This window comes from Kitasatospora brasiliensis (assembly GCF_032654805.1).
Classification (GTDB): Bacteria; Actinomycetota; Actinomycetes; order Streptomycetales; family Streptomycetaceae; genus Kitasatospora; species Kitasatospora brasiliensis.
In genome coordinates, this window is sequence record NZ_JAUOOW010000001.1 from 1162946 (window position 1) to 1180768 (window position 17823).

A 17823-nucleotide genomic window follows, 5' to 3' on the forward strand; every position below is an offset into this window, starting at 1 on the left:
GCGGAGACCACCGCCGCCACCCTGGCTGGGCGATCGACAGTGCGGTGGTCCAAGGCTCGACCCTAGTAACTGAACCGTGATCCGTTCAAATCCTTGTCAGAAAAAAGACCGAAGATTACCCAAGTTCTTTTGTGAAAATGACCGATGGTGACCACTGGTACACGCAAGGCTGATCAGTTCTCAGCATTCGACCGCAAAAGGGTTTGAAAACCCGAACGCCACCCCCGAACGGAGGTGGCGCTGGTCACAACTGCTCGCGCGGGCGTGTCGGGCCGTCAGACCCGGCGGATGGTGTTGATCGGCATCGCGTCGGCCTTCATCACCTTCACCACGTCACCGGTGTGCGGCGCGTGGACCACCATGCCGTTGCCGATGTACATCCCGACGTGGTGCATGTCCGAGCCGTAGACCACCAGGTCGCCCGGCTGGGCCTCGTTCAGCGAGGGCACCCGGGTGCCGTAGTGGCCCTGCTCCTGCGAGGTGCGCGGCAGCGAGACGCCGGCCTGCCCGTACGCCCAGACCATCAGGCCCGAGCAGTCGAAGGTGGTCGACCCGGTGGCGCCCCAGACGTACGGCGAGCCCTGCTTGCCCATCGCCTTGGACACCGCGGTGGCCGCGTAGCCGCTGGCCGCCGGCAGGTTGCCGAGGTCCACCCGGTCGCTGCCGCGCGAGGCGCGGTCGTCCTGCGTCTCCTGGGCCTTCAGCGCGGCACGGTCGGCGGCGCTGAGCGAGTTCAGCAGGTCCTGGGCGGCCTTCAGCTTGGCGTTGACGTCCGACTTGGCCTGGTTCAGGTCCTTGGTGGTGGTGTCCAGGGAGGCGAGCACCGCGGCCGCCTCGGCCTTCTCCTGGTCCAGCCGGCGCTGCTGGTCCAGCAGCCCCTTGAGCGCCTCGGCCTGACTGGTGCTGGCCTGCTGGATGGTGGAGGCCTTCTCCAGGTAGCCGGAGGGGTCGGAGGAGAGCATCAGCTGGACGGACGCGTCGATGCCGCCGGTGCGGTACTGCTCGCCCGCCACCTCGGCGAGGCCACCCTGGAGCTGGGTCATCTCCTCCTGGCCGCGGGCCACCTGGTCCTGGAGCTGGTCGGCCTGCTTGCGCAGCTGGTCGGCCCGCTCCTTGGCGCCGTTGTACTTCTCGGCCGCCTGCTCCTGCTCCTCCTGGAGCTGGTCGATCTGCGCCTTGACGTCCGCCTTGTTCGGCTGGGGCGCGGCGTGTGCGGCCACCTGGGCGGAGAGGGCGACCGCGGTCGCAGCGGCAGCGGTGAGCACGGAGATCCGCGCGCGGCTCGGCTGCTTGGGACGGCGGTGGGAGGCCAAGGGACCGGCTCCTTCTTCCAACGGACTCACCTGATGGGATGAGATTCCCGAAAATAGGTTTGACACCAGACCCTAGTGAAGTTCTATCGGTTCTGCCACTCCCCCGAACGCGTGAAATCCGTTCACCACGCTGACTTCACGTTTCCTGACCGACCCTCACCACACCCGCGAATTCGGGCTCAGGGCCGGGCCAGCCGGTTCAGCAGCAGCACCGACGCCACCGGGCGCGCACCCGCCTTGCGCACGCCGTCCGCGACCTCCCGGTCGGTGGACACCACCACCACCGGACGGCCCTGCGGCTCGGCCCGCACCAGACGGCGGATCAGCTCGTCGGCCGTCTCCCCGGTCCGGCTGAACCGCACCCGGACCCCGCGCGGCGGCGCCATGATCACCGGGACGTCCAGGTCCTGCCCGTCGAACACACAGGTGACCTCCGCCTGGGTGCGCTGGGCCAGCATCGCCAGCCCGCCCAGCAGCCGGATCCGCTGCTGCTCCAGCGGCAGCGTCGGATAGCCGGTCTTGGTCACGTTGTAGCCGTCCACCACCAGGTGCACCTGGGGGATCGCCAGCAGCTGGTCCAGCAGCGCCGGATCGTCCTCGGCCAGCCCGCGCCGGGCCACGTCGTGCGGCGAGGCCGCTCCCGGCACCACCGCCTCCACCAGGTCCGCCGGGCGGATCTGGGAGACCGGCAGCGCCAGCTCCCGCTGGAGCCCCTGGGCCGACTGCAACACGGTGTCCAGCAGCAGCCGCAGCCGCATGTCCTCGACGCTGCGCCCCTCCCGCGCCGACCGGCGGCCCTGCTCGGCCGCGTTCTCCAGCTCGGAGACCCGGTGCCGCAGCCGGCGCGCCTCGATCTCGGCCGCGCTGCGCTCGGCCGCGGCCTGCGCCTTCACGGCCTCCAGCTCCCCGGTCACCCGACGGGCCTCGGCCTGCGCCCGGCGGGTGTCGCTCTCCAGCGACCGCACCTTCTTGCGCAGCGACTCGGCCTCCTTGCGGACGCCGTCGGACTCGGCCCGCTGCCGGTCCAGGTCCGCCCGCCCGGAGGCCCGCAGCTCGGCCAGCTCCGCCTGGAGCTTCTCCACCAGCCGGGCCGCCTCCGCGGCCGCGTCCTCGGCGCCGGCCCGCTCGGCCTCCTCGCCGGCCTCGGCCACCAGCCGGCTCCAGCCCGCCGACCGCACCAGGTAGGCGGCGGCCGCGACGTCCATCGGATCGGCGGCGCTCGGGACGGTGCCCGACTCCAGCGCCTTCACCAGGTCCGGCTGCCCCAGCCGCAACCGCTCCGCTATCCGTACCCGGAAGGCCGGCTCCGCCTCCAGCGCCGCCGCCAGCGCGGTGGCCGCGTACTTGGCCCGCCGCGCCGGGGTGAACTTCACGTACTGACGCAGGCTCTGCGGGAGCTCGGCCGACGGCAGCCCGCCGAGCGCGTCCGAGGCCAGCCCGACCACCCGCCGGCGCACCCCCTCGGGCAGCGGCCGGTCGAGCTTCTCGACGACGCGCTCCGCCTCGGCCGGGGCCTCGGCCGCAGCTGGCTGAAGCCCCTGGGCTTCGCCGGGCTCCTTCGCTGCGTCCACCACGTCCTCGGCTCCGATCCTGGTCCAGCGGGGTACGGCCGCTGCCGCCCCTGTCGTCACGCTCCGTGCGTCTTGTTCTGTATTGTCCCGTGCGGCGGACGGGGGTGTCGCGCACCGCCCGCCGCACCGCCGGGGATCAGCCCTGCTCGGCGGGGGCCTCCGCGTCCTCGGCCCCCGGGCGGGCCACCAGCTCGACCTGGTCCACCGCGTTGCACCAGCGGCAGCGCACCGACTCGATGGTCTCGCTGAGCACCTCGGTCTCCTCGACCTTGGACTCGCCGGACAGGTCGAAGTGCAGGAACTCGGTCACCCGCGCGGTGCGGGTCACGTCGAAGCGGGTGAGGTTGCCGCACAGGGTGCAGCGCCAGCGCGTCTCAGCGGTCAGGGCGGGGACGGTCATCGGGGGTCCTCTCGGGTGGTCCCAGGTCGGGCTGGGCACTCCCCCCGGAGCCCCGGCGTCGGCGGCGGGAGGCGGGATCGCCCGCCCCCAGCCTATTGCCTGGGGCAACCGCCGCGACCACCGGTTGCCCGAACACCCGCGCTGGTCCACCTGCCGTAAACCGCCGTGTCACCTGCGGCGCCCGGAGGGATGCTTGGCCGCATGGCGATCGCGGTCCCCGACCACACCGCCGCCCGGGGCCGACACCGGGCGGCCACCCTCCTCACGGTCACCTACGCCCTGATCGCGCTCAACACCCTGGTCTTCCTGCTCGGCCCGGCCGCCGGGCTCAACCCGCTGTACGGCAGCGGCCAGACCCGGGTCTGCGCGGAGCAGCGGTACGAGCAGCGCTGGGGCGCCGTCCCGGCCGAACTGCTGTCCGGCCGGCCGCTGACCGCCGAACAACTGGCCGAGGCCCCCGACCCGGTCCCCGGCTGCCCGGCCGCCCCGATCCCCGGCAAGCACCCGGCCCTGTCCGCGCTCACCGGCCTCTTCCTCCACGCCGGCTGGCTGCACCTGCTGGGGAACCTGCTCTTCCTCCACGTCTTCGGCCCCACCGTCGAACAGCGGCTGGGCCGGGCCCGGTACGCCGTGTTCTACCTGGCGGCCGGCTGCCTGAGCACGTACGGCTTCGCGCTCGCCGAGGCGCACTCGCCGGACGCCACCCGGGTGCTCATCGGGGCCTCCGGCGCGATCTCCGCCGTCCTCGGCGCCTATCTGCGCTTCCACCCCCGGGCCCGGGTGACCACCCTCGTCCCGCTGCTGTTCTTCCTGCCGCTGCGCTTCCCGGCCTGGCTGGTGCTCGGCCTCTGGTTCGCCCTCCAGTGGTGGTCGGTGCACTCGGCCGGCCCGGGGGTGGCGTACCTGGTCCACGTGATCGGCTTCTCCGCCGGGTTCCTGCTCGCCTGCCTCGCGGCCCGCCACCCCCCGCGACGACCCGGCTGACGCCCGATACGCTGGCGGGACCTCACAAAGGAGCCCGAACAGTGATCACCGCCATCGTCCTGATCAAGACCAGTGTCGACCGCATCCCGGAGATCGCCGAGTCCATCGCCGCCATCGAGGGCGTGAGCGAGGTCTACTCGGTGACCGGCGGCTACAACCTGGTGGCGATGGTGCGGGTGCGCCGGCACGACGACCTGGCCGAGGTCATCCCGGGCCGGCTCAACAAGGTCCCGGGGGTGGCCGACACCGAGACCCAGATCGCCTTCCGCACCTACTCCCAGCACGACCTGGAAGCCGCCTTCGCCCTCGGCCTGGACGAGTAGCCGAACGAGTGGCGCTCAGCCCGCCCGACGAGTGTCCGCGACGCAGCGCCCGCCCTCGTTGCGGTAGTTCCAGGCCGCGCCGTCCGTGACCAGCTCCCGGACGGCGGTCAGGAAGCGCTCGACGTGCTCGTCCGGCGTCCCGGCCCCGAAGCTCACCCGGATCGCGTTCAGGCTGCGCTCGCCGGGCAGTGAGGGCTCCGGCGCACCGCACTCGGACGGGGCGACGTCCTCGTCCCCGAGCAGGGTGCGGAGCAGCGGGTGGGCGCAGAACAGCCCGTCGCGCACCCCGATGCCGTACTCGGCGGACAGCGCGGCCGAGAAGTGCGAGCTGTTCCAGCCCTGGACGACGAAGGACAGCACGCCCACCCGGGCGGAGTCGGCGCCGAACAGGTTCAGCACCTTGACCTGCGGGATCTCGGCCAGCCCGGCCGTCAGCCGGGCGATCAGCTGCCGCTCGCGGGCCTCCAGCGCGTCGAAGCCGGCCTCGCTCAGCGCCCGGCAGGCCGAGGCGATCGCGTAGGCGCCGATGACGTTCGGCGAGCCGGCCTCGTGCCGGGCCGGGCCGGTGTGCCACTGGACGGCCACCGAGCCGTCGGTCTCCCGGGCCACCGTCCGGGTCGCCCCGCCGCCGGCCAGGTACGGCTCGGCCGCGTCCAGCCAGTCCGCCCGGCCGGCCAGCACCCCGGCGCCGAACGGCGCGTAGATCTTGTGGCCGGAGAAGGCGATCCAGTCGACGTCCAGCTCGCGCACCGAGACCCGGTGGTGCGGCGCCAGCTGGGCGGCGTCCAGCACCACCCGGGCGCCGTGCCGGTGGGCGGTCCCGGTCAGCTCGGCGACCGGCCAGAGCTCGCCGGTCACGTTGGAGGCGCCGGTGACGCAGAGCAGCTTGGGGCCCTCGGGCGCCTCGGCGAGCGCGGTGTCCAGCGCGGCCACGGCCTCGGCCCGCGAGCGCGGCGCCCGCAGGTAGGTGACGTCCAGTCCGGCGTGCGCCCAGGGCAGCAGCGAGGCGTGGTGCTCGGTCTCGAAGGCGAACACCCGGGTGCCGGCCGGAACGGCGGCGGCCAGCAGGTTGAGCGAGTCGGTGGTGGCCCGGGTGAAGACCACCTGGTCGCCCTCGCGCAGGTCGAGGAACTCGGCGACGGTGCGGCGGCTCTGCTCGAACAGGTCGGTGGACAGCTGCGAGAGGTACCCGGCCCCGCGGTGCACGCTGCCGTAGTACGGCGCGTAGGCGGCGACGTCGTCCCACACCCGCTGGAGCGCCGGCGAGCTGGCCGCGTAGTCGAGCGCCGCGTAGCCGACCTTCTCACCGCTGGCGAGCGGGACCTGGACATCGGCACCGAGGACGGCGAGCGGGGCACAGATTTCGGCAACAACGGACATGGGGATGCACTCCTTCTCAGGGTGAGGGACCCCGGGAGTGCTAGTCGTCCGGCGTCCGCGCTTGTCGCACGGACGGCTTGCCGTGACGACCCGGTCCTCACCCAGGGCACCCCGCCACGGACGGAGGGTTGCCGGACAGCAAGCTGGGGCTTGGCGCTGTCACTCATGACCTGGCCAAGACTCTAGGTCGCGGCCGACGGGCGGTCAAACGGCGTTCCACCATCCGGACAGCGCGCGGAAGCCCGCGCCGGCGCACCGACGCGGGCTCCCAACTACCGCCTCAGGCCCGGCTGGTGGCCTCCGACCACCGCCGCAGCAGGTCCTGCGCCGCGCCGGAGTCGATCGCCCTCGCGGCCCGCTCCATGCCCGCCGCCAGCTGCTCGGCGAGCGGCGCCTCGCCCAGGTCCAGTGCCACCAGCGCCGCCGCCGTGTTCAGCAGGACGGCGTCCCGCACCGGCCCGTGCTCCCCGGCCAGCAGCCGCCGCGCGACCTCGGCGTTGTACGAGGCGTCCGCCCCGCGCAGCGCCTCGATGCCGACCAGCTCGATGCCGACGTCCCGCGGGTCGAAGGTGCTCTCGGTGACCTCCCCGTCGCGCACCAGCCACACCCGCGAGGTGGTGGTGATGGTCAGCTCGTCCAGCCCGTCGTCGCCGCGGAAGACCAGCGCCGTCGCGCCCCGCCGGGCCAGCACCCCGGCGATCAGCCCGGCCAGCCGGGTGTCGAAGCAGCCGACGGCGTGCGAGGCGACCTTGGCCGGGTTGGTCAGCGGCCCGAGGATGTTGAAGGCGGTCGGCACTCCGAGGTCGACCCGCGCGGTGGCGGCGTGCCGCATCGAGGGGTGGAACTTCGCCGCGAAGCAGAAGGTGAGCCCGACCTCCTCGGCCACCTCGGCCACCCGCCGGGCCGACAGGTCCAGCGCCACCCCGAGCTTCTCCAGCACGTCCGAGGAGCCGCTGGCGGAGGAGGCCGACCGGTTGCCGTGCTTGATCACCTTGGCCCCGGCGGCGGCCGCGACGATCGCCGACATGGTGGAGATGTTGACGGTCTTCGCCCGGTCGCCACCGGTGCCGACGATGTCCACCGCCGGGCCGGGGATGTCCAGCGGCTCGGCGTGCTCGTACATCGCGTCGACCAGGCCGGTGATCTCCTCGACCGACTCGCCCTTGGCCCGCAGCGCGACCATGAATCCGGCCACCTGCGCGGGGGACGCCTCGCCGCTCATGATCCGGTCCATCGCCCACGCGGTGGACGAGCGGTCGAGGTCCTCCCCCTTCAACAGCGCCGTCAGGAGGTCCGGCCAGGTGCGGACCACCTGCGCGGGGTCGCTACCGCCGTTCGCAGGGTTCACGTTCACCATGGCTGACTCCAGCTGTTGTCGGTTCCCCGCTCCGGGGGGACGTCCGTACGGATGGAGCCAGCCTATCGAGCGCGACGCCCGCTTCTCCTCCTGTTCTGCGGACCGCCGCCGGGGCGGGACTCAGCGGACCGCCGGAGCCCGCTTCGCCAGCCGCGCCCGCAGCAGGGTGGCCACCGCCTCGGCCAGCGCCACCGGTTCCACCGGGCGGGAGATCGCCGCGTCGGCCCGGCTCCAGGCGGCCAGCCAGGAGTCCTGCGGCCGGCCGATCAGCACCAGCACCGGCGGGCAGCCGTAGATCTCGTCCTTGAGCTGCCGCCCGAGGCCCAGCCCGCCGACCGGCACCGCCTCGCCGTCCAGCACGCAGAGGTCCACGCCCCCCTTCTCCAGCGCCTTGAGCACCGCGGGGGTGGTCGCGCACTCCAGGTAGGACAGTTCCGGAAGATCCTCGGCGGGCCGACGGCCGAGTGCCGTCAGCACCTGCTCACGGGTGTTGCGGTCGTCGCTGTAGACGAGGACGGTGAGCGTCTCATCGGTCGTGTACGCCATGGGCCCTGCTCCCTCAAGTGTGATCCGGACCACGTTCGCCTGATCCGGATGCTACTCCCGATCACCCGTCGCCGAGTCCCCCTCGCGCACCTTCCTCCCCGAGCCGCCGCGCCCGGGGCTCACCCGCTCGGAGGACGGCCCGTCACCCGATCCGGCCCGGTCCACCCGTACGGCCGACCCGGAGCCCCTTTCCCCTACCTCCCGGGGCTGCGCCGACCGTGCAACGACCCGCCGGGCAAGGGGGTCGTGAGCTGCTCCGAGGAACCATCAGAAAAGGGACGCGCCGCTGCTCAGCCCCCGTCCGGACACCCCGTCGCCCCTCAAGCGGGCATACCGCACGCACCGGACACTCCGAGGGACACCCCCCGACGTGAAGACGGAATAAGGGACCGACATAATGTCCGTCGTGGCGACAGCAACAGCAGTAGAAACCGGGCACGCGCACGGATCGGTCAACCGGCCGAACATGGTCAGCGTCGGAACGATCGTCTGGCTCAGTTCCGAGTTGATGTTCTTCGCGGCCCTCTTCGCGATGTACTTCACGCTCCGCTCCGTCAAGGGGCCGGAGTTCTGGACCGAGAAGGCCCACGCCCTCAACGTGCCCTTCTCCTCGGTCAACACCACCATCCTGGTGCTCTCCTCGCTCACCTGTCAGCTCGGCGTGTTCGCGGCCGAGCGCGGTGACGTGAAGAAGCTCCGGGCTTGGTTCATCCTCACGTTCGCCATGGGCGCGATCTTCATCGGCGGCCAGGTCTTCGAGTACACCGATCTGGTCAAGAAGGACGGTCTGTCGCTGTCCTCCGACCCGTACGGCACGGTGTTCTACCTGACCACCGGCTTCCACGGCCTGCACGTGACGGGTGGTCTGATCGCCTTCCTGCTGGTCCTGGGACGGACGTACGCAGCCAAGCGCTTCACGCACGAGCAGGCCACCGCCGCGATCGTCGTGTCGTACTACTGGCACTTCGTCGACGTCGTGTGGATCGGCCTGTTCGCGACCATCTACCTGATCAAGTAACCAGCTGATCAGGTCGCTGGCCACCGGCTGCGGCCCCCGCCCTCACCGGCGACGGGCCGCTTCTGCCGGTGCCGACGCTCCCACCGACCGACCGCGCGCGCAGCCCTAGACGGGCAGCCTCGTGCCGGCCAGACCGGCCGCCGGGTGCACCCACCAGTCGACCAGATCCTGACACCGGGGTTATTCCGTGAAAAAGCTCTCCGCACGACGGCGCCACCCATTGGCGGCGCTGGTCGTCCTACTTCTCGCCCTGGCGGCAACCGGGGGGCTGTACGCCGCGTTCGCGCCCGCCGACAAGGCGCAGGCCGACGTCGCCGCGCAGTCGCTCGCGATCGATGAGGGCAAGAAGCTCTTCGCCGTGGGCTGCTCCTCCTGCCATGGCCTGAACGGCCAGGGCAGCAGCGACGGTCCGAGCCTGGTCGGCGTCGGCTCCGCCGCTGTCGACTTCCAGGTCGGCACCGGCCGCATGCCCGCCCAGCAGCCCGGCGCGCAGGTCCCGCGCAAGAAGAACATCTACTCGCAGGCCGAGATCGACCAGCTCGCCGCCTACGTCGCCTCGCTCGGTCCCGGCCCGGTGACCCCGACGGAGGAGCAGTTCACCTCGACCAACCCCGAGGACATCTCCAAGGGTGGCGAGCTGTTCCGCACCAACTGCGCCCAGTGCCACAACTTCGCCGGCCAGGGTGGTGCCCTGACCAAGGGCAAGTACGCCCCCTCGCTGGAGGGCGTGGACGCCAAGCACATCTACGAGGCCATGCAGACCGGCCCGCAGAACATGCCGTCGTTCCCGGACACCACCATGCCCGAGGAGCAGAAGAAGCAGATCGTGGCCTTCGTCCGCCACACCACCAACGATGAGCCCAACCCCGGCGGTCTCACCCTGGGCAGCCTCGGTCCCGTGACCGAGGGTCTGTTCGGCTGGATCTTCGGCCTCGGCACGCTCATCGCGGTCGCGATCTGGGTCGCCGCCCACACCACCAAGGCCAAGAAGTCATGAGCCACGACATGTCAGAAGAGAAGCTCCCGGAGCCGCACGGCTCCGCCGGCGAGGTAGCCGACCACGGCAACCCGTTCGCCGACCCGGGCCTGCCGGCCCACGAGGTCCGTCGCACCGACATCGACGAGCGGGCCGCCAAGCGCGCCGAGCGCCAGGTCTCGCTGATGTTCGTGATCTCGATGCTCGCCACCGTCGGCTTCATCGCCTCGTACGTGGCCATCGACCCGGACAAGATCGTCTACATCTTCCCGTTCGGGAAGGTCAGCGGTCTGAACTTCGCGCTCGGCCTGACCCTGGGCGTCGCGCTGTTCATGATCGGCGCGGGCGCGGTCCACTGGGCCCGCACCCTGATGTCGGACGTCGAGCTGCCGGCCGAGCGTCACCCGATCGAGGCCTCCGACGAGGTCCGCGCGGACGTCATCGACCAGTTCAAGACGGGCGCCGCGGAGTCCGGCTTCGGCCGCCGCAAGATGATCCGCAACACCCTGATCGGCTCCATGGCGCTGGTCCCGCTCTCCGGCGTGGTCCTGCTCCGTGACCTTGGCCCGCTTCCCGAGAAGAAGCTCAAGGAGACCGGCTGGAACGAGGCCACCCAGGCCAAGCCGCTGTCGCTGATCAACATGAACACGATGCAGCCGATGAAGCCCGAGGACATCATCGTCGGCTCGCTGACGTTCGCCATGCCGGAGGGCCTGTCCACGCACAGCGAGGACTTCCAGCAGCGGATCGCCAAGGACGCCCTGATGCTGGTCCGCATCGCGCCCGAGGACATCAAGGACGACAAGTCCAAGGAGCTGGGTTTCGAGGGCATCCTCGCCTACTCCAAGATCTGCACCCACGTCGGCTGCCCGATCAGCCTGTACGAGCAGCAGACCCACCACGCGCTCTGCCCCTGCCACCAGTCGACCTTCGACCTGGCGGACGGCGCTCGCGTCATCTTCGGCCCGGCCGGCCACCCGCTGCCGCAGCTGAAGATCACCACTGACGAGAAGGGCAACCTGGTCGCCACCGGCGACTTCGCTGAGCCCGTCGGCCCGAGCTACTGGGAGCGTGCTCGATGAGTAGCGCGAGCAGCACCACGACCGGTGCCGCCAAGCCCTCCAGCACGCGTGAGAAGCCCGCCAACAAGTGGGAAGCCGCAGCTGACTGGACGGACGGCCGGCTGGGGATCTACTCCCTGGCCAAGGCCAACCTGCGGAAGATCTTCCCGGACCACTGGTCCTTCATGCTGGGCGAGATCTGCCTCTACACCTTCGTCATCATCATCCTGACCGGTGTCTACCTGACGCTGTTCTTCAAGCCCTCGATGGCCGAGGTCATCTACGACGGCTCGTACGTGCCGCTCAAGGGCATCCCGATGTCGGAGGCCTACGCCTCCACGGTGGACATCAGCTTCGAGGTCCGCGGCGGTCTGCTGATCCGCCAGATCCACCACTGGGCCGCCCTGGTCTTCGTGGCCGCGATGCTGGTCCACATGCTGCGCGTGTTCTTCACCGGCGCGTTCCGCAAGCCGCGTGAGATCAACTGGGTCTTCGGCTTCCTGCTGCTGGTCCTGGGCATGTTCGACGGCTTCTTCGGCTACTCGCTGCCGGATGACCTGCTGTCGGGTACCGGTATCCGCTTCATGGAAGGCGCGATCCTCGCCGTCCCGCTGATCGGCACCTACGTCCAGATGTTCCTGTTCGGGGGCGAGTTCCCCGGCCACGACATCGTGCCGCGGTTCTTCACCATCCACGTGCTGCTGATCCCGGGCATCATGCTCGGCCTGCTGGTGGCGCACCTGATCCTGGTCTTCTACCACAAGCACACCCAGTGGGCGGGCCCGGGCAAGACCGAGAAGAACGTCGTCGGCATGCCGCTGATGCCGGTCTACATGGCCAAGGCCGGTGGCTTCTTCTTCCTGGTGTTCGGCCTCATCGCCGTCATCTCGGCGATCGCCACGATCAACCCGATCTGGGCGTACGGCCCGTACCGTCCGGACCAGGTCTCCACGGACGCCCAGCCCGACTGGTACATGGGCTTCTCCGAGGGCCTGATCCGTGTCATGCCGGGCTGGGAGATCAGCGTCTGGGGCGGCCACACCCTCAACCTGGGTGTGATGGTCCCGCTGGCGATCTTCCCGCTGGTCCTGGTCTCGATCGCGGCCTACCCGTTCATCGAGGGCTGGATCACCGGCGACAAGCGCGAGCACCACATCCTGGACCGCCCGCGCAACGCTCCGGTCCGCACCGCCCTGGGTGCCGCCTGGATCAGCCTCTACCTGATCCTGCTGATGGCCGGTGGCAACGACCTGTTCGCCACCCACCTGCACCTGTCGATCAACTCGGTCACCTACTTCGTCCGCGTCGGCTTCTTCGTCGTCCCGGTCGTCGTCTTCATCATCACCAAGCGCTGGTGCCTCGGCCTCCAGCGCCGTGACAAGGAGAAGGTGCTGCACGGCCGCGAGACGGGCGTCATCAAGCGCCTGCCGCACGGCGAGTTCGTCGAGGTGCACGCCCAGCTGCCGCAGAAGGACCTGTACAAGCTCACCGCGCACGAGCAGCCCCAGCCGGTCGAGCTGCCGGCCCAGACGGACGAGAACGGCGTGGCCCGCAAGGCCGGCGTCGTCACCCGCACCCGGGCCAAGCTCTCCCGCGGCTTCTACGGCGAGGGCAGCCAGATCCCCAAGCCGACCGCCGAGGAGCACCACGAGATCACCAGCGGCCACGGCCACCACTGATCCCGTAGCACCACAGCGTCACCCCGAGGGCCGCTGACCAGAGTTCATCTGGTCAGCGGCCCTCGGGCCTTTGTGTACCCGCCCGCGCGCCCCTAGGAGCCCCCGTGCAGCTCACCGTCGACCCCACCTCCGCCACTCCCCCGTACGAACAGATCCGCGCCCGGATCGCCGAGCAGGCCCGCTCCGGCGAGCTGCCGACCGGGCTGAAGCTGCCCACCGTCCGGGCCCTGGCCGAGGAGCTGGGGCTGGCCGCCGGCACCGTCGCCAGGGCCTACCGCGAGCTGGAGGCGGACGGCGTGGTGGAGACCCACGGCCGGCGCGGCACGCTGATCGCCGCCACCGGGGACGCCGCCCACCGGCTGGCCGCCGAGGCCGCCGCCGAGTACGCCACCCGGGCCAGCCGCCTCGGCCTCACCGCCGCGGAGGCCCTGGCCGCCGTGGACACCGCCCTGCGGCTGGCCTACCCGGAGGGCTAGAAGGGCTTCTCCCGGCCTGTCACATCTCGGGGCGGATCATCCCCGAGGCGGGGGCCTGGGAGGCCGGTGCGGTGGTGCTGACGGGCTGTCCGGTGGCGCTGTGCTTCACCCAGTCCGTCCAGCCGATGTTCCAGTCCCCGAAACCGTTGCCGAAGGGCTCCATCGCGCCGCCCCTGCTGTTCACCACCGTCACCAGGTCCCCCACCCGGGTGTGCTGGAAGAACCACTGCGCGTTGTCGGTACTCATGCCGGTACAGCCGTGGCTGACGTTCTCCAGGCCCTGCGAGCCGACCGACCAGGGTGCCGCGTGGACGTACTCGCCGCTCCAGGTCACCCGGGTGGCCCACTGCACGTCGAGGTCGTAGGACTCCGAGCTGCCTGCCGCTATCCCGATCGTCTCCCCGTTCATCCGGACCGAGCGCTCCTGGCCGAGCACCACCTTGACGCCGTTGCGGGTGTCGAAGCCGGGCTTGCCGGTGGTGACCGGGATGGTCCGCAGCACCTCGCCGTCACGCTTCAGGGTGAGCTCGTGGGCGGCCGCGTCGATCACCGACTCCACCCGCTCGCCGATCCGCAGCCTCAGCGAGCTGCGGTCGCCGCCGTAGAGGCCGTCGGCGATCCGGCTGCCGGTGCCGTCGAAGGCCAGCGAGACGGCCGTACCGGCCGGCCAGTAGTCCTCCGGACGGAAGTGCAGGTTCTTGTCGTCCACCCAGTACCAGGCGCCGTTGACGGCGGGCTGGGAGCCGACGGTCAGGACACGCTCGACCTCCTGGCGGGCCTGGGGGTCCTTCACGGCCTCGGAGAGCTGCACGGTGAGCGGCTGGCCCACCCCGTAGACGCCGCTGCCGGAGGAGTCCGGCCCGAGCTTGGCGGTGAGCAGGCGCTGGGCTTCGAGAGTGCTGAACTTCGCGGTGGTGTCGCCGCGGCCGCCCTTGCCGTCGTCGGCGGAGATCCGGACCGCGTACGCGGTGGAGGCCTTCAGCCGGCCGGTGGTCTGCCAGCTGTGCTGGTCGTCGGCGAGCTTCCCGGCGACCACCCGGCCGTCCGGGCCGACCACGGTGACATCGGTGAGCCGGCTGCCCTTCAGGGCGGTCACGGTGACCGGCTGGGCGGGGTCGGCCTTGGTGTCCGCCGAGAGGTGGACCAGCGGGGCGGCGTCGATCCGGTGCGGCCCGGCGGTGTCGTCCTGCCCGGAGGACGTGCAGCCGGCCAGCGGGGCCAGGACTGCGAGGGCCAGCGAGATGCCGCCGAGAGCTGCGATTCCGCGCCTGTCGGCCATGGCCGCCTCCGATGGTTCGCACGATTGATCAGATCGTAGGAACGCGCCAGACGAAGCGACATCCGAGGGACTTCCGCTTCACCCGTCGGGGTGAGGCCATCACCCCTGGGGACGCAGCAGGGCCGGTCCCCCCTTGTGCGGGGGGACCGGCCCTGGTGCCGGAGGCGGAGAACCCTACTGGTTCTGGTTCTCGCCGCGGTAGAACTCGAAGACCCATCCGAAGATGCCGATCAGGATGATCGGGGCGGCCCAGAACATCAGCCACCAGCCGAAGATCACGCCCATGAAGGCGAGCGCGCCACCGAGCGCCAGCGAGAGCGGCTGCCAGCTGTGCGGGGCGAAGAAGCCCAGCTCGCCGGAGTCGTCCACGACCTCGGCCTCGGGGTTGTCACCCGCGCCACTGTCCACCCGACGGGCGGTGAAGGCGAGGTAGTACCCGATGAAGGCGCAGAGGCCGAAGGCCAGGAACAGCGCCGTGGTACCGGCGGCCTCGACGCCCTTGTCCGAGTGGTTGGTCCACAGGCCGTAGGTCACGGCCATGGCCAGCACGAAGACCGACAGGCCCAGGAAGATCTTTCCCTGTTCCTTCATCAGGCGTCGCCCTCCTTCTTGCCCTTGCCCAGCTGCGGGGCGTCGTACTTCGCCGGGGTCACGCCGGCGAGGTGCTTGGCCGGCTCACCGTGGTTCTCCAGGTAGTCCAGCGCGGCGATGTCCGGGTGGTGGAGATCGAAGGCCGGGGATTCGGAGCGGATCCGCGGGAGGGTGAGGAAGTTGTGCCGCGGCGGCGGGCAGGAGGTCGCCCACTCCAGGGAGCGGCCGAAGCCCCACGGGTCGTCCACGGTGACCTTCTCGCCGTACTTGGCCGTCTTCCACACGTTGTAGAGGAACGGCAGCATCGACAGGCCGAGCACGAAGGAGCCGATGGTCGAGACGGTGTTCAGGGTGGTGAAGCCGTCCGAGGCCAGGTAGTCGGCGTAACGGCGGGGCATGCCCTCCGCGCCGAGCCAGTGCTGCACCAGGAAGGTGGTGTGGAAGCCGAAGAACAGCGTCCAGAAGGTGATCTTGCCGAGGCGCTCGTCCAGCATCTTGCCGGTCATCTTCGGCCACCAGAAGTGGAAGCCGGCGAACATCGCGAAGACGACGGTGCCGAAGACCACGTAGTGGAAGTGGGCGACGACGAAGTACGAGTCCGAGACGTGGAAGTCGATCGGCGGGGAGGCCAGCAGAACACCGGTCAGACCACCGAAGAGGAAGGTGACCAGGAAGCCGACCGTCCAGAGCATCGGGGTCTCGAAGCTCAGCGAGCCCTTCCACATGGTGCCGACCCAGTTGAAGAACTTCACACCGGTCGGGACCGCGATCAGGAAGGTCATGAACGAGAAGAACGGCAGCAGTACCTGTCCGGTGACGTACATGTGGTGCGCCCACACCGTCACGGACAGACCGGCGATCGCGATGGTGGCCGCGATCAGACCGGAGTAGCCGAACATCGGCTTGCGGCTGAAGACCGGGATGATCTCGGACACGATGCCGAAGAACGGCAGCGCGATGATGTACACCTCGGGGTGGCCGAAGAACCAGAACAGGTGCTGCCAGAGCATCGCCCCGCCATTGGCCGGGTCGAAGACGTGGGCACCGAACTTGCGGTCCGCCTCCAGGGCGAACAGCGCGGCGGCCAGCACCGGGAAGGCCAGCAGGATCAGCACCGACGTCAGCAGGACGTTCCAGACGAAGATCGACATCCGGAACATCGTCATGCCCGGAGCGCGCATGCAGATGATCGTGGTGATGAAGTTGACCGCACCAAGGATCGTGCCGAAGCCGGAGAAGGCCAGACCCATGATCCACATGTCGCCGCCGACGCCGGGCGAGTGCACCGCGTCCGACAGCGGGGAGTAGGCGAACCAGCCGAAGTCGGCGGCGCCGTTCGGGGTGACGAAGCCCGCCACCGCGATGGTCGAACCGAAGAGGTACAGCCAGTACGCGAACATGTTCAGACGCGGGAACGCCACGTCCGGGGCACCGATCTGGAGCGGCATGATCCAGTTCGCGAAGCCGGAGAACAGCGGCGTCGCGAACATCAGCAGCATGATCGTGCCGTGCATCGTGAACGCCTGGTTGAACTGCTCGTTCGACAGGATCTGGGTCCCGGGACGAGCCAGCTCGGCGCGCATGACCAGGGCGAGGATGCCACCGATCAGGAAGAAGGCGAACGACGTCCCCAGGTACAGGGTGCCGATCGTCTTGTGGTCAGTGGTCGTCAACCACTTGATGATGGTCGAACCCGGCTTCCGGGTCCGCTGCGCCCCGACCGTGACGGCACCGGCGCCCCCGCCGGCCGCGGCGGGCTCGTTGAGGATTGTCACTTCTCTTCACTTCCCATGCCGATGAGGCCGGAGGGCACCGCACCGTTCTGGCCCTTGGCACGAAGCTCGGCCAGGTGCTTGTCGTAGTCGGCGCGGTCGACGACCTTGACGTTGAACAGCATGCGCGAGTGGTCGACGCCGCAGAGCTCGGCGCACTTGCCCATGTACTCGCCCTTGACGGTCGGGGTGACCTCGAACTTGTTCACCACGCCCGGCACGACGTCCATCTTCATCATGAAGTTGACGGGCCAGAAGTCGTGGATGACGTCACGCGAGGTGAGACGGAACTGCACCGTCTCGTTGACCGGCAGCCAGAGCGTCGGGGCCTCCTTGGGCGTGCCGACCTCGTACGCGGCGTCCTTGTTGGCCGGGTCAGGAGTCTCGGTGTTCTCGTAGTTGAACGCCCAGCTCCACTGGAAACCCACCACGTTGACGTAGTGCTGCGGCTTCTCGGAGGTGGCGGTCAGCTTCGCCTCGTCGCGGGCGACGAAGTAGAAGAGGACCGAGACGATGATGATGGGGACCGCGGTGTAGAGCGCCTCGATGGGCACGTTGTACCGGGTCTGCGGGGGGATCTCCACGCCGGTGCGCTTGCGCCGGTGGAAGACCACGCTCCAGATGATCAGACCCCACATCAGTACGCCGACCACCAGCGCCGCGATCCAGGAGCCCTGCCACATCTGGAGGACCATGGGTCCTTCCTTGGTGACGGGGCTCGGGAGGCCAAGCCTGGGGAGGTCGTTGGCCGAGCAGCCGGTGGCGGTCGCGATGACGAGGCCCAGTGCCAGCGCCTGAGGCAGCTTCCGCCGCATCGTGCGCCGCGGCGAGCGGTCGGAGCCGTTGGGACTCACGTAGCGCCTTCCCGAAGTCTCGCCCGCCTTCGCGTCGCCCCGGGGAGGAGTGTGAGCCTCCCCGGCGACCCGTCCACGGGCACGGTTTGAATGCTTATGCGGGCCAAACCCTACTCCAGCCTTATGCGCTCCTGACGGGCAGCCCCCGGTAACGCGCCGCCTGCTAGCCCGATCAGGCCCGGCAAGGGCTGCGTCGCAGGTCATCGTAGGCATTCGAGGTCCGTACGCCCGATCGGGGGATGA

General features: G+C 70.2%; 17 protein-coding genes and 1 riboswitch. Of the genes, 7 read left to right on the forward strand and 10 right to left on the reverse strand.

The genetic code is table 11. The features are described 5' to 3' along the window. Positions 1-275 precede the first annotated feature (275 nt). The 3 genes from QWJ13_RS05285 to QWJ13_RS05295 form a co-directional block, all read right to left on the reverse strand. The gene (locus tag QWJ13_RS05285; RefSeq protein ID WP_316520832.1) at positions 276-1313 is read right to left on the reverse strand and encodes a C40 family peptidase; all 1038 of its coding nucleotides are present in this window, start codon (positions 1311-1313) and stop codon (positions 276-278) included. Between the two features lie 179 nt (positions 1314-1492). Beyond that, positions 1493-2887: an NYN domain-containing protein gene (locus QWJ13_RS05290; RefSeq protein WP_432277430.1), complete on the reverse strand. Its 1395-nt coding sequence runs from the start codon at positions 2885-2887 to the stop codon at positions 1493-1495. Between the two features lie 133 nt (positions 2888-3020). Then, on the reverse strand, positions 3021-3284 hold the full coding sequence (locus tag QWJ13_RS05295; protein WP_316520834.1) for a hypothetical protein: 264 nt from the start codon (positions 3282-3284) through the stop codon (positions 3021-3023). 201 nt (positions 3285-3485) lie between these two features. On the opposite strand from QWJ13_RS05295, the gene QWJ13_RS05300 reads away from it, so the two are divergent. Beyond that, positions 3486-4268, forward strand: coding sequence for a rhomboid family intramembrane serine protease (locus QWJ13_RS05300; protein ID WP_316520836.1), 783 nt, complete (start codon positions 3486-3488; stop codon positions 4266-4268). Positions 4269-4309: 41 nt separating this feature from the next. Beyond that, positions 4310-4591 carry an Lrp/AsnC family transcriptional regulator gene (locus QWJ13_RS05305; protein WP_316520838.1) on the forward strand — a complete coding sequence of 94 codons (282 nt, stop codon included), beginning with the start codon at positions 4310-4312 and terminating at the stop codon, positions 4589-4591. A 15-nt stretch (positions 4592-4606) separates the two neighbouring features. Here QWJ13_RS05305 and QWJ13_RS05310 read toward each other — a convergent pair whose 3' ends face one another. The 3 genes from QWJ13_RS05310 to QWJ13_RS05320 form a co-directional block, all read right to left on the reverse strand. Continuing rightward, positions 4607-5971: an aminotransferase class V-fold PLP-dependent enzyme gene (locus tag QWJ13_RS05310; RefSeq protein ID WP_316520839.1), complete on the reverse strand. Its 1365-nt coding sequence runs from the start codon at positions 5969-5971 to the stop codon at positions 4607-4609. A 52-nt stretch (positions 5972-6023) separates the two neighbouring features. Next, a riboswitch (SAM riboswitch) is annotated at positions 6024-6142 on the reverse strand. A 109-nt stretch (positions 6143-6251) separates the two neighbouring features. After that, positions 6252-7328 carry an anthranilate phosphoribosyltransferase gene (trpD, locus tag QWJ13_RS05315; RefSeq protein ID WP_316520841.1) on the reverse strand — a complete coding sequence of 359 codons (1077 nt, stop codon included), beginning with the start codon at positions 7326-7328 and terminating at the stop codon, positions 6252-6254. Between the two features lie 120 nt (positions 7329-7448). Continuing rightward, a complete protein-coding gene (locus tag QWJ13_RS05320; RefSeq protein WP_316520842.1) occupies positions 7449-7874 on the reverse strand; it encodes a response regulator in 426 nt (141 codons plus the stop codon). A gap of 397 nt (positions 7875-8271) precedes the next feature. Here QWJ13_RS05320 and ctaE point away from each other — a divergent pair, with 397 nt between their 5' ends. The 5 genes from ctaE to QWJ13_RS05345 all read left to right on the forward strand — a co-directional run bounded on the left by ctaE (position 8272) and on the right by QWJ13_RS05345 (position 13084). After that, the gene (gene ctaE / locus QWJ13_RS05325; RefSeq protein ID WP_316520843.1) at positions 8272-8892 is read left to right on the forward strand and encodes an aa3-type cytochrome oxidase subunit III; all 621 of its coding nucleotides are present in this window, start codon (positions 8272-8274) and stop codon (positions 8890-8892) included. 187 nt (positions 8893-9079) lie between these two features. Next, entirely contained in the window at positions 9080-9889 is an 810-nt protein-coding gene (gene qcrC, locus QWJ13_RS05330) for a cytochrome bc1 complex diheme cytochrome c subunit (protein ID WP_316520844.1), read from the forward strand. Between the two features lie 8 nt (positions 9890-9897). Beyond that, entirely contained in the window at positions 9898-10950 is a 1053-nt protein-coding gene (qcrA, locus tag QWJ13_RS05335; protein WP_316520845.1) for a cytochrome bc1 complex Rieske iron-sulfur subunit, read from the forward strand. Then, positions 10947-12608 carry a cytochrome bc1 complex cytochrome b subunit gene (gene qcrB, locus QWJ13_RS05340; RefSeq protein ID WP_316520849.1) on the forward strand — a complete coding sequence of 554 codons (1662 nt, stop codon included), beginning with the start codon at positions 10947-10949 and terminating at the stop codon, positions 12606-12608. Before qcrA ends, qcrB begins: the two co-directional genes overlap by 4 nt. A 104-nt stretch (positions 12609-12712) precedes the next feature. Next, the gene (locus QWJ13_RS05345) at positions 12713-13084 is read left to right on the forward strand and encodes a GntR family transcriptional regulator (protein WP_316520851.1); all 372 of its coding nucleotides are present in this window, start codon (positions 12713-12715) and stop codon (positions 13082-13084) included. A gap of 19 nt (positions 13085-13103) precedes the next feature. Here QWJ13_RS05345 and QWJ13_RS05350 read toward each other — a convergent pair whose 3' ends face one another. The 4 genes from QWJ13_RS05350 to ctaC form a co-directional block, all read right to left on the reverse strand. Then, positions 13104-14363 carry a L,D-transpeptidase gene (locus QWJ13_RS05350; RefSeq protein ID WP_316520854.1) on the reverse strand — a complete coding sequence of 420 codons (1260 nt, stop codon included), beginning with the start codon at positions 14361-14363 and terminating at the stop codon, positions 13104-13106. A 174-nt stretch (positions 14364-14537) separates the two neighbouring features. Then, complete coding sequence (locus QWJ13_RS05355) at positions 14538-14954, reverse strand: cytochrome c oxidase subunit 4 (RefSeq protein ID WP_316520856.1); 417 nt, start codon at positions 14952-14954, stop codon at positions 14538-14540. Next, positions 14954-16729: an aa3-type cytochrome oxidase subunit I gene (ctaD, locus tag QWJ13_RS05360; protein WP_316520858.1), complete on the reverse strand. Its 1776-nt coding sequence runs from the start codon at positions 16727-16729 to the stop codon at positions 14954-14956. Before ctaD ends, QWJ13_RS05355 begins: the two co-directional genes overlap by 1 nt. Then, on the reverse strand, positions 16726-17580 hold the full coding sequence (ctaC, locus tag QWJ13_RS05365; protein ID WP_316520859.1) for an aa3-type cytochrome oxidase subunit II: 855 nt from the start codon (positions 17578-17580) through the stop codon (positions 16726-16728). The genes ctaD and ctaC overlap by 4 nt, the downstream gene beginning before the upstream one ends. Between the last annotated feature and the right edge of the window lie 243 nt (positions 17581-17823).